Genomic DNA, 17,186 nt, shown 5'->3' with positions numbered 1-17,186 from the left:
CTCCTTTTTCAATACTGCCTAAGATACTCTACGTGATTCCTGGCGCTTGATTAAAGCTCTCATTAATTTTTCCACATTGGTCGCATGAGGATTTTCTTGATTTAGAATCGCTTGAGTACGTTCTTCATAATATCCTTTTACCTCCCTATCAGGGAAAACATAAAATTTCTTTTGCGCTACTTCCTGCACAATATGTTGTGCTATGTCCATTGCCGGTCGTGAATGAGCTAATAAAGATTGCAACGCGCCATGCAAACTGGAATGTCCCTCTGAAGGATTAGCAAGTAACCCTGTATCCGTAAATGAAGGAAATATGACGGAAATATCAACTGGTTTTTCTAGGCGGTTTAAATCGAAATATAATGATTCAGACAAAGCCAAAACCGCATGCTTGGACATGGAGTAGGGGGCTGTTTGTGAGCCTGCACATAATGCGTATAAGCTGGCCATATTAATAATGTGTGACCTAAACTTTTGTTGGAATAAGAAGGGTGTAAAGGCCTGAATTACATGAATCATCCCATGCAAATTCACATCCATGACCTGTTTAACCTGTTGTGGATTTAAATCCCAGACTGGAGCCAATTGGCCAATGATACCTGCATTATTATAAAGCCAATCGATGCGACCTAATTCGCATTCTGTTTGTTGTGCTAGGGTTTTTACTTCATCGGCCTGAGTCACATCACAAGTAATGGCAAGAATTTTTCCTGGGAACTTAGCTTGGAGAAGTTCTGCTTCCTGATTGAGTTTATTGCCGTCTTTATCAACCATAACTACAGCATCGCCTTGTTTTAAGTGTACTAAAGCTAATGCTAAGCCTATACCATTGGCAGCCCCAGTAATTACAGCTACTTTCATGAATAAAACGCCTTGTTTAGGTAAAACCCGATTTTGCTATACTTTAGCTATGGAGTGCAAATAATAAGGAGACTATTTTGAAAAACAGCGGCGAAATACCCGAGCCTAATGAGATTCCTGACTCTCCTGATGAATACCCATCAAACCCAGAACCTATAGAGCCAGGAGATCCTAATCTTCCCGAGCCAGAACCCGTTGAGAAGCCGGAGCCTTCTGTGGATTAAAGAGGTAATGATATGTAGGCTGAGCTGCTAAGCCCAGCATTAGGAGTGGCAAAAGCCTGTGTGCTGAGCTTAGCAGTCCAACCTACGACTTATCTTGCGTTTATTCCCCAGTAATCAAATGGTGCAAAGCTAAACCAATATCTTTGGCTCGCATTAAACTCTCGCCAATTAAAAAGGTATTAATTCCATTTGCTTGCATTAACGCTACATCCGCATGAGTATTAATACCACTTTCGGTTATCACTATTCTATCTTGGGGAACTACGCCCTTTAACTCTATGCTTAATTGGATATCCGTTTTAAACGTATGCAGACTGCGATTATTGATCCCCATAAGTGGTGTGGGCAAATGCAAGGCACGCTCCAACTCTTCACGTGTATGGCTTTCCACCAGCACGGCCATATTTAATTCCTGCGCTAACTGGCAGTAGTCAGCAAGCTGCGCATCATCCAGCAAAGCAACAATCAATAAAATACAGTCAGCACCTAGAGATTGGCTTTCATAGACTTGGTATTCATCAAGGATAAAATCCTTGCGTAATATTGGTAAATTACAATGTGATTTAGCGAGGGCTAAATAATCTGGATGGCCTTGGAAAAATTCAATATCAGTAAGCACCGACAAACAGCGTGCACCGTGTTGTGCGTAAGTTGCAGCGATTTGTGCCACGTCAAAGTCTTCTCTAATCAAGCCCTTACTTGGGGAGGCTCGTTTAATCTCTGCAATAATAGCAGCGGTAGTATTGGCGGTTAAGGCAGCAACAAAATCACGGCGTGCCCATTGAGATTGTTCTAATGAGCTTAGTGGATGTACTTTTTTAGCTTGAGCAACTTCATTTAGTTTATGCTCGGCAATGCGTTCTAAAACACTATTCATGATGGGATTCTTTATTTAAAATTTGAGTTAATTGGCAAAGCTGTTGGAAACGTTGGGCGGCTCTACCGCTGTCCAAGGCTTCCTGGGCTTGTTCTAGTGCTTGGGTAAATGAAAACTCTTCTTTGGCACAATAGATTGCTGCGGCAGAGTTTAGCAATACCATATCACGAGCAGCACCTTTTGCACCCGCAAAAATAGATTGAATAATGCTTAGGCTCTGGCTTGGCGAATCGACAATAATTTCATCTAATGAAGTATGATGCATGCTATAATCAGCAGGGATAATAGACCATTCATGAAAAGAATTTTGATGATATTCTACTACCTGAGTAGGGGCGGCAATACTAATTTCATCCAAACCATCTTCAGAGCTAACCACTAGGGCACGCTCACTTCCCAAATTTGCAAGTACCGTAGCTAAAGGTTTTTGCCAGCTTGTTGAAAAAACACCAACCACCTGTCTTTTTACCCGAGCTGGATTGATTAATGGCCCTAGTAGATTAAATAAGGTACGAATACCTAATTGCTGGCGTGCTGTGCGAGCGTGTTGCATGGCTGGGTGGTAACTTGGAGCAAATAAAAATGCAAGATTACATTCATGCATGCAGATTTGCATATGCTGGTCAGAAAGGTTGAGCGCAAAACCGGCTTGCTCCAGCAAATCAGCGCTACCACTACGGCTGGAAACTGAGCGATTGCCATGTTTAGCCACCGAAATACCTGCGGCAGCAACCACAAAACTGCAGGCAGTAGAGACGTTAAATGTATTTTTACCATCGCCGCCAGTACCCACAATATCAATTAAATTAGTTCCTAATTCAATTTTATGCGCTAATTCTTGCATTACTTTCGCTGCGGCAGTGAGCTCACTGGCAGTTTCTCCTTTAGTGCGCATTAATGCTAAAAAGGTAGCGATTTGCAGGTCATTATATTGGCCAGACATACAAGCATGAATTACATCATGCATTTGTTGTGCGTTTAGATCCTGTTTTGCGATTAACTGTTCAAATAGAAGATTGGGTTTCATAGCTTAAGAAATTCCCTAATAATTGCTGACCATACTGACTTAAAATTGCCTCGGGATGAAATTGTAGCCCAAAAACAGGATGTTGACGATGTGAAATTGCCATAATTGTGTCATCCACCCAGGCATCTATAGAAAAACAATCAGGCAAGCTGGATGCTTCAACAGCAAGAGAATGATAACGCGTTGCTTGAAAACCTATAGGAATATTATGAAACAAGCCTCGTTGATGATGCTGAATGAGTGAAGTTTTACCATGCATGATTTCTGGAGCAGAAATAATTTGCCCACCAAATGCTTGTGCAATACATTGATGGCCTAAGCAAATACCTAAAATAGGAATTTCTTGGTGGAACTCATGGATGGCTGCCAGAGAAATACCCGCATCATCAGGGCCTTTAGGGCCAGGAGAGATGACCAGGTAATCAGGGGCTAAGTCGCGTATTTGTTGAAGGCTTATTTGATCATGCGTCGAAACCAGTACTTCCTGGTTTAAACATTGAAAATACTGCACCAGATTATAAGTAAATGAATCATAATTATCGATAATCAGTAGCATGACTCTCTTCTACAAAGTAAAATCTTCACCTAAATAAACTGCTCTAACTTGTTGATTGGCTAGAATTTTTTCAGGGGTTCCTTCACACAGTATTTTCCCTTGGCTTACAATATAAGCCCGCTCGCAAATATCTAGAGTTTCCCGAACATTATGATCAGTAATTAAAACGCCAATACCTTTATTGCATAAATGTTGAATAATTTTTTTAATATCAATTACTGAAATCGGGTCTACACCAGCAAAGGGTTCATCAAGAAGAATGAACGAGGGTTCAATTGCCAATGCACGCGCAATTTCTACACGTCTACGCTCGCCTCCAGATAACGCCATACCCATGCTATTACTAATGTGAGTAATATGAAATTCTTGCAGTAGCAGGTCCAGTTTTTCTTCCCGAGCCTGCTCATTTAAATCCGGTCTAAGCTCTAAAATAGCCATAATATTTTCAGCGACCGTAAGCTTACGAAATACCGATGCTTCTTGCGGCAAATAGCTAATACCCAAGCGGGCACGTTGGTGCATGGCATGCGAAGTAATGTCTTGGTTGTCGATGATGATTTGTCCTTCATCACAGGATTGTAAGCCGACAATCATGTAAAAGCAGGTGGTTTTACCTGCGCCGTTAGGACCTAATAAGCCGACACACTCACCTTTTTTGATATGGATGCTTACCCCATTGACCACGGTTCGCGATTTAAATGATTTTTTTAGGTTTCGCGCTTCTAATAAATTCATAGAGATTTCTTTTCAGGATGATAAATTATAGTTATTCTTTGGTTTTTATCCCCATTGGACAGAACGTGCTGTTTGACGGTGTCATAACGGATTTTAGCTGCTGAAAATGAATCTTTTCCTTGTTCTACGCGCGCATTTCCAATGAGTTCAATAATATGAGTTAAGGGATAATAACGTATAATATCGGCATAGGCATGCATAGGGGGCTTCTTCGGATCGGTTGTTGTCCAGTAATGTGCTTGCTTCCCATCATCCCCTTTAGCGATTGCTAAAACAAGTTGGTTTTTCTCGTTACCCTTAGTAATGGCCTTCGCGGCTTGCAAATTGGTTGTGCCTTGTATTAGTTCCACATTGCCAATATAAATACCTTTATGATTTTGTTGATTCAAATCTGCTGAGTCTGCCTGCACATGCATTACCTGTTCTCTATCGGTAGGCAGGGCATAGCATGGACATGTTAAAATGAATACAGCGCTGTATAGAATACCTTTAGCCATTTGCTGGAACATAGCTTCCTCGTGCTTGGTGAAGTAATTCTACCCTTTTTTCGTCTAGGTAGGCGTTCATTCCTTGAGACTGAATAATATTACCTGGTTGTTCGTAGGTTACAAGCAAATCGGTAGATGCTTTTTTCTCTTTAGGATAATAAGTGACCTCTTCAGTTTTTAAGGTACTTGCCTGAACATTATCTCCTTGAGTTTGATGGACCACTACATCACCAATAAAAACAATTCGCTCACCACCTGCAAAAGACTTAGCATGTTTTGAGCGTATATCCCAAGGCGGTTGTTGTTCTTGGCTTACTAAAATATGTGGTTTTTGAAAAAAATACATATCACCTTTTTGGATGTGGCGCATCTTAGGTGTGGCCAAAAGAGTAGTTAAAGCGCCTTTTTCATCAAATTGACGTACTTTTACTTTAGAAATAGTTGTGTCTACAGAATTGGCTAAAGTTTCACTATCCAAGCGCATGATGCTTGAAGAATGACTGTAATACCAGCCTGAGCCGGCTAAGGTGACGAGCAGAAGAAAAAGCCAAATTACTTGTTTTGCGGCATTCATTATTTTAAATAACCTTCTTTCGCTAAGTCCATTTTATTTTGCGCGTTGAGAATGAGGTCACATAATTCACGAACAGCCCCGCGACCCCCTGGAAGTTCAGTCTGCCAAACGGCAATTTCTTTAACAGCCGGCACGGCATTTGCAACAGTAACCCCTAAACCGACTTTTTGTATCAGTGGTATATCGGGAAGATCATCGCCAATATAGGCAAATTGTTCGTCTTCAAGATTTAATGTTTTTTTCAATTGCTCATAGGTTTCTTGTTTATTTAACTGATCTTTATAGTAATGCTTGATGCCTAATTGTTGCATGCGATGGTCAACAACCGCATTACGCGAGCCCGTAATCACTGCAACTTCGATGCCTACAGTCATAAGTAATTTTAAGCCCACGCCATCATGAATGTGAAAGGTCTTAAGCTCATTAAAATGATTATCAATATATAAGAGTCCATCGGTGAGCACGCCATCCATATCGCAAATAAGGCATTTAATTTTTTGTGCTTTTTCAATTAATTTGTTCATTTAAAAAACACCTGCTTTGAGCAAATCATGAAGATGGACTACCGCGACAGGGCGGTTATGCTCATCCGCTACAATTAATGACGTAATACTATGCTTTTGCATTACAGCCAAGGCTTCTGCGGCAAGCATCCCTTGGCGAATAGTACGTGCGTTTCGCGTCATTACATCTTTAAGAGGCGTAGTATTTATATCACATTGCCGGGTTAAGGTGCGACGAATGTCGCCATCGGTATAGACACCAACTAGATACCCTTTGGAATCTGTAACACAAGTCATTCCAAGTTTTTTATTAGTTACCTCAATTAGTGCTTCGCTGACTGTAGCATTTTCGCTAATTAATGGCAGCTCCTCGCCTTGATGAGCAATATCATCAATGCGCAATAATAGACGTTTGCCTAAAGAGCCTCCGGGATGTGATAAAGCAAAATCTTCTTCACTAAACCCACGGGCTTGTAGTAAGGAAATCGCTAGGGCATCTCCCATGACTAGAGCAACGGTAGTGCTTGTAGTTGGTGCAAGCCCTAAAGGACAGGCTTCCTGTTTGATGCTCACATCCAAATTAACATCAGCAGTGCGCGCCAGAGTCGATTCGCTATTACCCGTTAAGGTAATTAAGGGTACTTCCATGCGTTTTAATAAGGGGAGTAGGGTAACCAGTTCAGTCGTATTACCGGAATTAGAAATAGCAATCACCGTGTCCTGGCGAGTGATCATCCCCAAATCGCCATGACTTGCCTCCCCAGGGTGCATAAAAAACGAAGGGCTGCCGGTGCTTGCTAATGTTGCGGCAATTTTATTAGCAATATGTCCTGATTTACCCATTCCGGTAACAACAATTCGCCCTCTACAGGCAAGCAATAATTCACAAGCCTTGGCAAATCGTTCATCAATGCGTTGGGTTAGTTCAAAGACAGCTTGCGCCTCAGTTTCGATGACAGCAAGTCCAAGTGTGCAAAAATTCATAGGCTACTATTTGTTTCCTTTTTGTTTAGTTTTCATTCTAACATAATGGCTCGTCGTTGCAAAACCGATAGCTCATACCAGTAAGAGAAGCGAGGCGCTCTTTAATTTAAGTACGAAAGCACATCTATTATCTGAACGTGCTATGCTTGAACGAGATAAAAGGACAGCTAGCTAAGGCTAAGATGCTATAATGCCCCATAATAATTGTATTTTATTTTATCATTATGATTATATCTTGTTAAGTCCTTAATTTTTTTTAAATTTAAGAGACTCATTTTTCCAGGAACCAGTATATACTTGTATTTTTGGCCAAAACTGGAACTTGAAAGCATGCCTGAAAATTGGGTTGAAATTAATAATCTGATCTTTACTCGAGAGAGTCGCCGCATCTTCAATGGCATTAACATGACCGTGAAACGAGGTAAAATTACGGCCATCATGGGGCCAAGTGGTTCTGGGAAAACAACCTTACTGCAATTAATTGGCGCTCAATTAACGCCTAACAGTGGGACTATTCATGTTAATGGCCAAAACATCCACGAATTACCACGTAAAGCGCTCTATGATGCTCGTCGAGATATGGGCTTGCTATTTCAAAGTTCCGCTTTATTTACTCATCTAAACGTATTTGAAAATGTCGCATTTCCTTTAAGAGAACATACGCAACTTAACGAATCTATGGTACGAGACATCGTGTTAATGAAGCTGCAAGCTGTTGGCTTGCGCGGTGCAGCAGAGCTAATGCCTGCACAATTATCCGGTGGTATGGCACGTCGAGTGGCCTTAGCTCGTACAATTGCTTTGGACCCTGAGCTTATGATGTACGATGAGCCATTTACAGGCCAGGATCCCATTTCATTAGGTGTTTTAGTTCGCTTAATTAAACGTTTAAACCAATTATTAAATACGACAACCATTATTGTTTCTCATGATGTTGAAGAAACCTGTTCTATCGCAGATTATATTTATCTGATTGCCGGGGGAAAAATAATAGGGGAGGGTACTCCTGAGGAATTAATCCGCTCCTCAGAGCCGCAAGTCAAGCAGTTTATGCATGGAGAAGCTGATGGCGTAGTCCCATTCCATTACCCGGCCCGCCCTTATACAGAGGAGCTATTAGATGCTTGATATGATAGTGCGTTTGGGAAATCGCAGCACGCGCATTTTACAAAATTTAGGTAGCTCCGGCTTGTTTTTATTTTTGATGTTATTTCGCAAACCTAACATCAGCAAATTATGGCCCTTGTTGCGCTACCAAATTCATTTTGTAGGCGTCTTATCTTGCTTGATTATTGTGGTTTCTGCCTTGTTCATTGGTATGGTTGTGGGCTTGCAAGGGTACAATACGTTGCAAAAATTTGGTGCAGCAACCCAATTAGGTCAATTGTTGGCGTTAAGTATTTCTCGTGAGCTTGGGCCCGTAATTAGTGCTTTATTATTTGCCGGCCGGGCTGGCTCTGCACTGACTGCAGAGATTGGCTTGATGAAGGCAACAGAGCAATTGTCCAGCATGGATATGATGGGGGTCGATCCTCTAGGACGAGTTATTTATCCTCGCTTTATGGCGGGTTTTATTACGTTACCCGTTTTGGCATTAATTTTTTCAGCAGTAGCAATTTTTGGTGGCTACTTTATTGGGGTGCATTGGTTAGGGGTAGACTCTGGAAGCTTTTGGTCCAATATGCAGGCGGCAGTAAATTTTCGTATTGATGTGCTCAGTGGTATCATTAAGAGTTTGGTGTTTGCTTTTGTTGTAACTTGGATTGCGGTATTTCAGGGGTTTGAGTGCGTGCCTACAGCAGAAGGTATTAGTCAGGCGACAACTAAAACGGTTGTTTATTCGTCGCTTGCTGTGTTAGGTCTGGATTTTTTGTTGACTGCAATGATGATTGGAGATTGGTAAATGAGTAAGCAACGTTATGTAGATGTGAGTGTTGGCCTATTTATGTTGCTTGGTTTGTTGGCCCTGCTGGTCATGGCAATGAAGGTCAGTAATATTTCTGATTTTATGTCTCATAAAAGTTACAATGTTACGGCAGATTTTACCGACATCGGTGGCTTAAAAGTGCGTGCACCGGTTACGGTTGCCGGAGTTAAGATTGGTGAGGTAACTCGTATTGAATTACAACCAGGTGAGCTTAACGCTAAGGTCACGATGCGCTTGCAAAGCGATAAAAAGATACCTTACGAAGATTCTTCAGCACGAATTTTAACGCAAGGCTTGCTTGGTTCCAATTATATTAGTATCGTTCCCGGTTTTGATGATGATGCAAATCGCGATCATCCTTATTTACGTAACGGGGATGTGATCGCTAAGACTCAAGAAGCAGTAATTCTTGAAAATCTAATCGGTCAACTGTTGTTTAATATTAATAAAAAGTAATTCCAATAAAATTAAGGTATGGACATGAGAATATTAAAAAATATTTTATTTGTTGTTGGCGTAATTTTATCTCCGGTAATTATGGCGCAAAATTCGCCTGTGCCCATGCTGGAACAAACTGCAAATGAAATTATTGCGACCTTAAAAGAAAATAAAACAAAATTAAAAAGTAATCCTGGTATTATTTACACTGCGGTAGAAAAGCATTTATTGCCTATTGTTGATGTCGCGGGAATGTCTCGTTCTGTTTTAGGGAGACAGGCTTGGATGAAAGCTACTGCGGCACAGCGAGATCAATTCTCAAAAGAGTTTACACGCCTGGTTATTCGTACTTATTCCAGCCCGTTGGCTCAATATTCTGATGAATCGGTGCAGTTCTTACCGCTCAGAGGGGCTGTTAATGCACGTTTTCTGCGTGTTAATAGCGTGATTGTGCGTAGTGAAGGCCAAAATATTCCTTTAACCTATAGCTTGGTTGATAAAAATGGCCAATGGAAAATTTATGACATTAGCGTTGAAGGCGTTAGTTTATTGCAGAGCTTTAGATCGCAATTTGCTCAAGTACTGCAAAACTCCAGTATGGATGAAGTGATCAAGCAAATGCAGCAAAAACAATTAAAAAGAGCATCTTAAGGTGAAAACAGTTCATTTTAAGCCCCTTGAGCTTAGCTTCAAATCAGTTGTTGAGGTACGAGCTCAACTTTATAAGACTTTAATGGATAATACGAGTAATCACTTAGTTCTTGATCTAGGTGAGGTGACTCATTGTGATAGTGCAGGGATGGCATTGCTTATCGAAGCCAGAAAGTTATGCAAAAAAAATAATAAGACTTTCGAGATTATCGGTATGTCTGCTGAGACTGAATCTTTAGCGGACTTTTGTGGTGTAAAAGATATTTTGGAAGTCGTTTAGGCCTACTCCTTGTTGAGTCGATATGGGAAAAGCCATCACCACCGAATACCACGACTAGTCGTGGATCCAGCCAGTAGAGCCTGGTTGCTTTACAACCAGGCTCTACTAATTTACGGCCCTGCAGATTTAATCGGTAGAAAACTGTATTTATTCCAATTTGTGAGCTAATTTTAATGGTAAGTAATGAAGAAATAGAACAAAAACTTAGATCTACTAACGAGGTATTTTTCGTTAAAGTGGACGGGGACGGCTATCAATATAAGGTAACTGTAGTCAGTGATGTATTTTTAAATAAATCAAAAGTTGCCCGGCAGCAATGGGTATACGCGCAGTTAAAAGAATTAATTACCACTGGCAAACTTCATGCGATTAGCATGGATACGTGGACACAAGAAGAATGGGGGAGACAACATGGATAAACTATTAATTAATGGTGGTAAAGCATTACATGGTGAAGTGGTTATTTCCGGTGCCAAAAATGCGGCTTTACCGATTATGGCAGCCAGCTTACTTGCCAGTGACCATGTGACGATTTCAAATGTTCCTCATCTTAAAGACATTACCACCATGATGGAATTATTGGGTCAATTGGGTGCTCATTTGATTGTTGATGAAAAAATGAATGTTCAGGTTGATTCGGGTCAGGTGAATGAATTTGTTGCTCCCTACGATTTAGTTAAAACCATGCGTGCCTCTATTTTAGTATTAGGCCCCATGCTGGCACGTTTTGGTAAAGCTGATGTGTCCTTACCAGGCGGATGTGCTATTGGTACTCGACCAGTCGATTTACATTTAAAAGCATTAAAATCCATGGGTGCGGATATTACCGTTAAAAATGGATACATCAATGCACGGTGTAAGCGTGGGCGTTTACAAGGTAAGCGCATTATGTTTGATACAGTGACGGTAACTGGTACTGAAAACATTCTTATGGCTGCTGCTCTGGCTGAAGGTACTACGGTTATTAAAAATGCAGCTCGTGAACCAGAAGTAGTTGATTTAGCTAACTTTCTAATTCAAATGGGTGCAAAAATTTCCGGTGCTGGAACTTCGATCATTGAAATTGAAGGAGTCGAAGCACTTTCAGGCGGCACTTACTCCGTAATGTCTGATCGAATCGAGGCAGGTACCTATTTAGCTGCGGCCGCTTTAACTCGAGGTCACGTTACTGTAAAACGTGTACGTCCTGATACTTTATTATCCCAATTATGTAAGTTTGAAGAAGCAGGCGCTGAGTTAACAATTGGTGAAGATTGGGTAAGTCTCAACATGAATAACTTGCGTCCTCAGGCAGTGAATATTTCTACAGCACCTTATCCTGCTTTTGCCACAGACATGCAAGCGCAGTTTATGGCAATGAACTCGGTAGCTGAGGGTTCTTCAACGATTGTGGAGACAATTTTCGAGAATCGCTTTATGCATGTTCAAGAACTGCAACGTATGGGTGCGCAAATCCAGTTAAATGGTAATACCGCAATCATTAATGGTGTTGAAAAATTAACGGGGGCACCAGTAATGGCAACGGATTTACGTGCTTCTGCAAGTCTGATTCTAGCAGGGCTTGTTGCTGAGGGTGAAACCACGGTTGAGCGCATTTATCATGTAGATAGAGGCTATGAACGTATTGAAGAAAAGCTCTCTTTATTAGGCGCGGACATTAAGCGAGTTTCTGATCGGTGATTACCCAAAAAGAATTAATCTCACACCTGCAGCAATTATTAAGCTGTAATCGTTTTAAGGATTATGCGCCTAATGGCATGCAGGTTGAGGGTAAAGAACAAATTAAACGCATCTGCACAGCAGTAACTGCTTCTGAGGACGTGATTTCTCAGGCAATTGCCTGGAATGCAGATGCTTTATTAGTCCACCATGGTTATTTTTGGCGGGGCGAATCACCTGTTATCACGGGCATGAAACGTCAACGGCTACAAAAATTATTAAGCCATGAGATTAACCTTCTCGCTTATCATTTGCCTCTTGATTGCCACCTTGAGTTGGGTAATAACGCCTGTTTAGCCAAGTTGTTTGAAGTAAACTCAATACAAATGCACCGCATTGACGATATTGATAATCTGCTTTGGTCTGGTCAATTAACAAAGGCAATGACTAATAATGAGCTTGGTGAGTTTTTAGCTGAAAAATTAGGACGTCAGCCTTTAATGATCGAAGGCCATAACCGTAAGATCCAGCGCATTGCTTGGTGTAGTGGAGGGGCTCAAGATTATATTGCAGAGGCCAATCGTTTAGGTGTTGATGCTTACTTAAGTGGAGAAGTCTCTGAACGAACTTATTATGAAGCGCAAGAATTAGGCATTAATTATTATGCTTGTGGCCATCATGCTACAGAACGTTACGGGATTCAGGCTTTGGGTGAGTATTTAAGTTCTTCTTTTGATTTGGAGCATGTATTTTTTGATAGTGCTAATCCGGTTTAACTTTCTACCTCCGAATTTGGTCAATTTGCAGAAACACTATCAGTCCTCTCATTTTACATTCTCCCCTTGTACCATATAGCCGCATAAGCTAACATGTGCCCATAATCGCTAATGGGCTGTTTTAATGAGCAATTTCCGGTACCTAATATTTTCTGTTTTATTATTTAATTCCTTCCTATCGCATGCGGGTGCAGAAGCACAAAATAAAGCTTTTCGCAGTTTCTGGCATCCTACCTACCAAGGGGAGCGTTTAGATTATTGCACTGTTGATGGAAAAGAGTGTGGTAAAGCTGTAGCTAATCGCTACTGTCAGATGATGGGTTATGAATATGCAAACCAAAGTGTCATTGCCTATAACATTGGCTTAACTAATTTTATATCCAGTAGGGCACAATGCAAGGGCTGGCGTTGTAATGGATTTATGACCATAGGTTGTGTAACTCATTTTTCCCATACACCACCTAAACCCTATCACTACCGAGAAAAACGCTATGTGGTGCCGCGTTTTGATCATTATCGCGTAGATTGGTGTTATGACAAGAAAAAAGGGTGTGGATTACATGCTGCTCATTCATTTTGTCGACGAATGGGATATATGCAGGCAAAACATTTTGTTAAAGAAACGCAAGTTAGTGCCACTAAAACCATAGGTAGCCAGGAATTGTGTTTTGGTAATCAGTGTGACGCGTTTAAGCTAATTGTTTGTTATCGATAAGTAGTGAAAGCCTAACTTGCAGCAACTGCCTTGAATTCCATTTCAAGACAGTTGCTGCATTGTTTTTATTAATATAGCTATTTTTTTTCTTCTTCTTCAGATTTTAATTCATCTGCAGCTTTAGGTTTAGGCTCTGCAGGTTTAACTTCTTCGCTTGCTTCTGTTTGGGCTCGCTGTTCTTTATAATCGTGGATAATTTGGGTAACACTCGTTTTTATATCCCCGAATAATTTGCTTGTCATTGAAGCCAGCTCTTTGAGATCCGGCATTTTTGATTTTGGCTCACTCATCGCTTGTCACTCCATTAGGTAACATAGGTTTAGGTAATATATGTTTTAAGTATATACTATTAAATACAAATTTGCTGATGAGCCCATAATTTCATAAAAATGTAGCCCGTATTAGACAAGGTCGTAATACGGGGATTTTGAGGCGCAAATTATGCCCAAGGATGCATAAATCTCATGGCGGGTTTAAGTAATTTATTTGCCAAAGACGTCTTGGGAGGGATCGCCAATTTGAATACTTTGTAGCTGGATAATTTATCGATAAGGTAGTCGTCACTAGTTGCCAGTTTATCGACAAGCTTTAATTCTAAAGCGTCAGTAGCAAGCCAATGCTCTCCCGTAGCAATTTCATCCATATCTAATTGTTCGCGATTACTGGCAACATATTTTCTAAATGCAGCATGTATTTTTTCCAGATCTTCTTGAAATTTCTTGCGGCCTTTTTCCGTATTTTCCCCAAACATGGTTAAGGTACGCTTATATTCTCCAGCAGTTAACAGCTCTACATCCACATCATGATTTTTAAGCCAGCGATGGAAATTGGGGATTTGTGCCACAACGCCAATAGAGCCAATAATTGCAAAAGGCGCGGCAATAATGTGATTAGCAACACAGGCCATTAAGTAACCGCCACTGGCCGCAATTTTATCAATACTTACGGTAAGCGGAATTTTCTTATCGCGAATACGTTGCAATTGGGAGGCTGCTAAACCATAGCTATTGACCACTCCACCTGGGCTATCCAAACGAACTAAAACCTCATCCTCTGCAGTCGCAACTGAAAGAATGGCAGTTATTTCATCGCGGAGCTGCTCCACTTGTGATGCTTTAATGTCCCCTTGAAAGTCAATAACATAAAGTGAGGGCCGCTTGGGTTCCTTTTTCTTCTTATTTTTCTTTTTAGGTATTTTTTTTCCCAGGATTTGCTTACTCATCAATGAATGTAAATGTTCATAATGATCGTTTAACGAGGTAACTTCTAACTTCCCTTTAGGTTTTCTGCTCATAGCAAAAAAGCCGGCAAACACCACCAAAAAGGCAATAACCACCGTGATGGATTTTAAAAGGAATAAACCATATTGACTCAAGAATTCCATTACAGTCCTTTTCTAATAAATAAAGCCTGATTATGGCGGTCAATGTATCTATGCGCAAGTGCAAAAAGACGGAATTCTAAAAAAAGCAGGTCACAGCTATCACCCTGAAATTTAGAAACTTTTCTCTTCATCTCCTCATCTATTATTAGAGATTCACTGCTGCGAATTGTCAACGGACATTGGTTTTAGTACCATGCATGCTTTCTAATAATGCCTCATATGTCCATGCTTGATGTAATTAATCTCAGCTTTGATTATCAAGAGCAGCCTTTACTTAATAATGTTGCTTTTCATTTACCTGTCGGAGGATTGCTCCATCTTCAGGGGGCAAATGGTGCGGGAAAGACCACGTTACTTAAATTGATTGCTGGTTTATATCGCCCCTTGGAAGGCGAGATACATTTTAGCCAAAAAAATATTTATCAAGATTTAGCCCAATATCAACGTGAAATATGTTTTGTAGGGCATAAAGCCGGCATAAATCCGAGCTTGACCTTAAGAGAAAACTGTTTATTCGATTTACACTATAAGCAGCAACCGGTTGAGGACTTGGCAGCAATTTTCAAGTTAGAGGCTCATTTAGATTACCCCTGTGCCTTATTATCGGCCGGACAACGTCGACAGGCAGGCTTATTACGCTTGTGGATGACTAATGCCAAATTGTGGCTATTGGATGAACCATTGGTGGCCTTAGATGAGCGCGCTTTAGACATTATCATGAATAAAATTGAAGCGCATAGAAAGCAGGGCGGCGCTGTTTTATTGACCTCTCATCAAAAATTACCTTTAGACCCAGTTGACTATCAGGAACATCGATTATGAGTTTTGCGATTGCCTTATTTAGAAAACAGTGCAAACGTGAATTATTAATTCAGGTACGGCAGATTCGTTTTTTGGTTAATTCCTGTCTTTTTTTACTGATCTTTTTGTTTATGTTTCCCTTAACCTTAAAGCCTGAAGCTGCTTTATTAAGGACCATTGCTCCAGGATTAGTCTGGATGGCGATACTCTTATCCATGCTATTATCAGCAGAACGTTTATTTCAGCAAGACTATGAGCAGGGAGTGATTGAACAATGGTTGGTTTCAGGGCAGTCATTACCTTTAATGGTCTGTGCTAAGGTGATTGCTCATTGGTTATTTCTTTTACTGCCTTTATTAATTCTATGCCCTTTAGTCGCACTGTTATTTTCTCTAACAGCCTGGGAAACATGGATTTTGGCCCTAACCATTTTATGTGGGACCCCCGCTTTATTATTCTTATGTGCTTTAGTTGCCGCTTTTGGTGCTGGAAGTAATCAGCGCGGTGTCTTAATGGCATTGATATTATTGCCTTTAACCTTACCCTTGCTTATTTTTGGCAGTGGTACCTTGCATGTGGCCATGCAATCTTTACCAGTAAATGGTTATTTAGCACTGTTGCTGGCTATGTCGGTGATTGCGGTAGGTTTTCTGCCTTATGCCATTTCTGGAGTGATTCGAATTAGTCATACAGAGTAGCTTCATATTGTCTACTGCAGGATTTACGATACATATTGGGAACGCTTAATCGCATCACTCGCTGAACACTTACTTTGCGAAAGCTGGGTTACATGGTAAAATCCGTCTTTTTTGATTTCCTTTATTCCTATGTGGAAAATATTATACCAATTGGCTTCGCCAAAATCATTCTATGAATATACTGGGCGTTTGCTTCCCTGGCTATCTTTTAGTGCGCTGTTTATCTTAATCGTAGGAATTGTTTGGGGGCTTGCTTTTACCCCTCCCGATTATCAACAGGGTGATGCATTTCGTATAATTTATGTTCATGTTCCCAGTGCTTTTTTGTCTATGGCACTCTACGGATGGATGGGATTTCTGGCGGTTTTACTCTTAGTCTGGCGCATTAAAATTGCCGGTTTATTGATTAGCCAAGTGGCACAATTTGGAGTCTGTATGGCTTTCCTCGCATTGGTTACTGGCAGCATTTGGGGTAAGCCCATGTGGGGTGCCTGGTGGGTTTGGGATGCGCGCTTAACCTCTGAATTGATTCTTTTGCTATTGTATGCCGCAATTTTAGCTACGCACCAAGCGGTAAAAAACAAAGAGGATGGAGATCGTATTATTGCAATTTTAACTTTAGTTGGTTTAATCGATTTGCCTATTATTCATTACTCAGTTTATTGGTGGAACACGCTACACCAGGGGTCTACCTTATCCGTATTTGCAAAGCCTAAGATAGATGCCAGTATGTTATACCCACTTTTGTTGAGCATTATCGGATTTTTCTTATATGCCCTATGGATAATTTTGGAAAAAGCACGTCAAGAGCTGTTACTCAGGGAAAAAAGACAAGCATGGGTTAAGGTTCAATTTGAAGGAGAGGTTAAGTGAGTCAATTTTTTGAATGGTTAACGATGGGCGGTTACTCCATCTATGTTTGGCCCGCTTATAGTTTAGTTTCTGTCGTCTTAGTAGCGAACCTTTTAGGGATGAAATGGAAAAAGAAACAAACGCACCAAAAACTACAACAATGGTTTAAACGCTAA

General features: G+C 40.7%; 25 protein-coding genes. 14 read left to right on the top strand and 11 right to left on the bottom strand.

All coding sequences use genetic code 11. The annotated features are described in order from the left end of the window. Positions 1-18: 18 nt before the first annotated feature. Complete coding sequence (locus BN3124_RS15340) at positions 19-861, bottom strand: SDR family NAD(P)-dependent oxidoreductase (protein ID WP_058535635.1); 843 nt, start codon at positions 859-861, stop codon at positions 19-21. Positions 862-938: 77 nt separating this feature from the next. Between BN3124_RS15340 and BN3124_RS17230 the strand changes: the two genes are divergently transcribed. Further along, positions 939-1,085, top strand: coding sequence for a hypothetical protein (locus BN3124_RS17230; RefSeq protein ID WP_196398933.1), 147 nt, complete (start codon positions 939-941; stop codon positions 1,083-1,085). A gap of 100 nt (positions 1,086-1,185) precedes the next feature. Here BN3124_RS17230 and trpC read toward each other — a convergent pair whose 3' ends face one another. Genes trpC through BN3124_RS15300 form a run of 8 tightly spaced genes read right to left on the bottom strand, consistent with a single transcriptional unit; the run spans position 1,186 to position 6,829 of the window. Beyond that, a complete protein-coding gene (gene trpC, locus BN3124_RS15335) occupies positions 1,186-1,962 on the bottom strand; it encodes an indole-3-glycerol phosphate synthase TrpC (RefSeq protein ID WP_058535634.1) in 777 nt (258 codons plus the stop codon). Continuing rightward, positions 1,955-2,989, bottom strand: a complete 1,035-nt coding sequence (trpD, locus tag BN3124_RS15330; protein WP_058535633.1) for an anthranilate phosphoribosyltransferase — start codon at positions 2,987-2,989, stop codon at positions 1,955-1,957. The genes trpC and trpD overlap by 8 nt, the downstream gene beginning before the upstream one ends. Continuing rightward, positions 2,967-3,545: an anthranilate synthase component II gene (locus tag BN3124_RS15325; RefSeq protein ID WP_058535632.1), complete on the bottom strand. Its 579-nt coding sequence runs from the start codon at positions 3,543-3,545 to the stop codon at positions 2,967-2,969. Before BN3124_RS15325 ends, trpD begins: the two co-directional genes overlap by 23 nt. Positions 3,546-3,554: 9 nt before the next feature. Next, on the bottom strand, positions 3,555-4,280 hold the full coding sequence (lptB, locus tag BN3124_RS15320) for an LPS export ABC transporter ATP-binding protein (RefSeq protein ID WP_058535631.1): 726 nt from the start codon (positions 4,278-4,280) through the stop codon (positions 3,555-3,557). Beyond that, positions 4,277-4,789, bottom strand: a complete 513-nt coding sequence (gene lptA, locus BN3124_RS15315; protein ID WP_058535630.1) for a lipopolysaccharide transport periplasmic protein LptA — start codon at positions 4,787-4,789, stop codon at positions 4,277-4,279. The genes lptB and lptA overlap by 4 nt, the downstream gene beginning before the upstream one ends. After that, positions 4,770-5,342, bottom strand: a complete 573-nt coding sequence (gene lptC, locus BN3124_RS15310; RefSeq protein ID WP_058535629.1) for an LPS export ABC transporter periplasmic protein LptC — start codon at positions 5,340-5,342, stop codon at positions 4,770-4,772. The genes lptA and lptC overlap by 20 nt, the downstream gene beginning before the upstream one ends. Further along, the gene (gene kdsC / locus BN3124_RS15305) at positions 5,342-5,866 is read right to left on the bottom strand and encodes a 3-deoxy-manno-octulosonate-8-phosphatase KdsC (RefSeq protein ID WP_058535628.1); all 525 of its coding nucleotides are present in this window, start codon (positions 5,864-5,866) and stop codon (positions 5,342-5,344) included. The genes lptC and kdsC overlap by 1 nt, the downstream gene beginning before the upstream one ends. Beyond that, positions 5,867-6,829 (bottom strand): KpsF/GutQ family sugar-phosphate isomerase, encoded by a 963-nt coding sequence (locus BN3124_RS15300; RefSeq protein WP_058535627.1) that lies wholly within the window; start codon positions 6,827-6,829, stop codon positions 5,867-5,869. It lies immediately after the preceding gene. A 330-nt stretch (positions 6,830-7,159) separates the two neighbouring features. Between BN3124_RS15300 and BN3124_RS15295 the strand changes: the two genes are divergently transcribed. The 9 genes from BN3124_RS15295 to BN3124_RS15255 all read left to right on the top strand — a co-directional run bounded on the left by BN3124_RS15295 (position 7,160) and on the right by BN3124_RS15255 (position 13,275). Continuing rightward, positions 7,160-7,957, top strand: coding sequence for an ABC transporter ATP-binding protein (locus BN3124_RS15295; protein ID WP_058535626.1), 798 nt, complete (start codon positions 7,160-7,162; stop codon positions 7,955-7,957). Next, positions 7,950-8,732 (top strand): lipid asymmetry maintenance ABC transporter permease subunit MlaE, encoded by a 783-nt coding sequence (gene mlaE / locus BN3124_RS15290; RefSeq protein ID WP_058535625.1) that lies wholly within the window; start codon positions 7,950-7,952, stop codon positions 8,730-8,732. The genes BN3124_RS15295 and mlaE overlap by 8 nt, the downstream gene beginning before the upstream one ends. Beyond that, positions 8,733-9,212, top strand: coding sequence for an outer membrane lipid asymmetry maintenance protein MlaD (mlaD, locus tag BN3124_RS15285; RefSeq protein ID WP_058535624.1), 480 nt, complete (start codon positions 8,733-8,735; stop codon positions 9,210-9,212). Between the two features lie 24 nt (positions 9,213-9,236). Continuing rightward, on the top strand, positions 9,237-9,845 hold the full coding sequence (locus BN3124_RS15280) for an MlaC/ttg2D family ABC transporter substrate-binding protein (protein WP_058535623.1): 609 nt from the start codon (positions 9,237-9,239) through the stop codon (positions 9,843-9,845). Position 9,846: 1 nt separating this feature from the next. After that, on the top strand, positions 9,847-10,125 hold the full coding sequence (locus tag BN3124_RS15275) for an STAS domain-containing protein (RefSeq protein WP_058535622.1): 279 nt from the start codon (positions 9,847-9,849) through the stop codon (positions 10,123-10,125). A 173-nt stretch (positions 10,126-10,298) separates the two neighbouring features. Next, entirely contained in the window at positions 10,299-10,544 is a 246-nt protein-coding gene (locus BN3124_RS15270; protein WP_058535621.1) for a BolA family protein, read from the top strand. Next, positions 10,537-11,805 (top strand): UDP-N-acetylglucosamine 1-carboxyvinyltransferase, encoded by a 1,269-nt coding sequence (gene murA / locus BN3124_RS15265; protein ID WP_058535620.1) that lies wholly within the window; start codon positions 10,537-10,539, stop codon positions 11,803-11,805. Before BN3124_RS15270 ends, murA begins: the two co-directional genes overlap by 8 nt. Next, a complete protein-coding gene (locus BN3124_RS15260; RefSeq protein ID WP_078061577.1) occupies positions 11,802-12,560 on the top strand; it encodes a Nif3-like dinuclear metal center hexameric protein in 759 nt (252 codons plus the stop codon). Before murA ends, BN3124_RS15260 begins: the two co-directional genes overlap by 4 nt. A 124-nt stretch (positions 12,561-12,684) precedes the next feature. Beyond that, a complete protein-coding gene (locus BN3124_RS15255) occupies positions 12,685-13,275 on the top strand; it encodes a hypothetical protein (RefSeq protein ID WP_058535619.1) in 591 nt (196 codons plus the stop codon). Positions 13,276-13,352: 77 nt separating this feature from the next. Here the strand turns inward: BN3124_RS15255 and BN3124_RS15250 are convergent, their stop codons facing one another. Further along, a complete protein-coding gene (locus BN3124_RS15250) occupies positions 13,353-13,565 on the bottom strand; it encodes a hypothetical protein (protein ID WP_058535618.1) in 213 nt (70 codons plus the stop codon). A gap of 149 nt (positions 13,566-13,714) precedes the next feature. Continuing rightward, the gene (gene sohB / locus BN3124_RS15245) at positions 13,715-14,659 is read right to left on the bottom strand and encodes a protease SohB (protein WP_058535617.1); all 945 of its coding nucleotides are present in this window, start codon (positions 14,657-14,659) and stop codon (positions 13,715-13,717) included. Between the two features lie 225 nt (positions 14,660-14,884). Between sohB and ccmA the strand changes: the two genes are divergently transcribed. From ccmA to ccmD, 4 genes are all read left to right on the top strand, one after another. After that, positions 14,885-15,481 (top strand): heme ABC exporter ATP-binding protein CcmA, encoded by a 597-nt coding sequence (ccmA, locus tag BN3124_RS15240; RefSeq protein WP_058535920.1) that lies wholly within the window; start codon positions 14,885-14,887, stop codon positions 15,479-15,481. Then, positions 15,478-16,158 carry a heme exporter protein CcmB gene (ccmB, locus tag BN3124_RS15235; RefSeq protein ID WP_058535616.1) on the top strand — a complete coding sequence of 227 codons (681 nt, stop codon included), beginning with the start codon at positions 15,478-15,480 and terminating at the stop codon, positions 16,156-16,158. Before ccmA ends, ccmB begins: the two co-directional genes overlap by 4 nt. 129 nt (positions 16,159-16,287) lie before the next feature. Beyond that, a complete protein-coding gene (gene ccmC, locus BN3124_RS15230) occupies positions 16,288-17,031 on the top strand; it encodes a heme ABC transporter permease CcmC (protein WP_058535615.1) in 744 nt (247 codons plus the stop codon). Continuing rightward, positions 17,028-17,186 (top strand): heme exporter protein CcmD, encoded by a 159-nt coding sequence (ccmD, locus tag BN3124_RS15225; RefSeq protein ID WP_058535614.1) that lies wholly within the window; start codon positions 17,028-17,030, stop codon positions 17,184-17,186. The genes ccmC and ccmD overlap by 4 nt, the downstream gene beginning before the upstream one ends.

This window comes from Legionella saoudiensis (genome assembly GCF_001465875.1).
In the GTDB taxonomy this organism is placed as follows: Bacteria; Pseudomonadota; Gammaproteobacteria; order Legionellales; family Legionellaceae; genus Legionella; species Legionella saoudiensis.
Note: the sequence above shows the minus strand (reverse complement) of the source record. Positions and strands in the feature narration are given on the sequence as shown.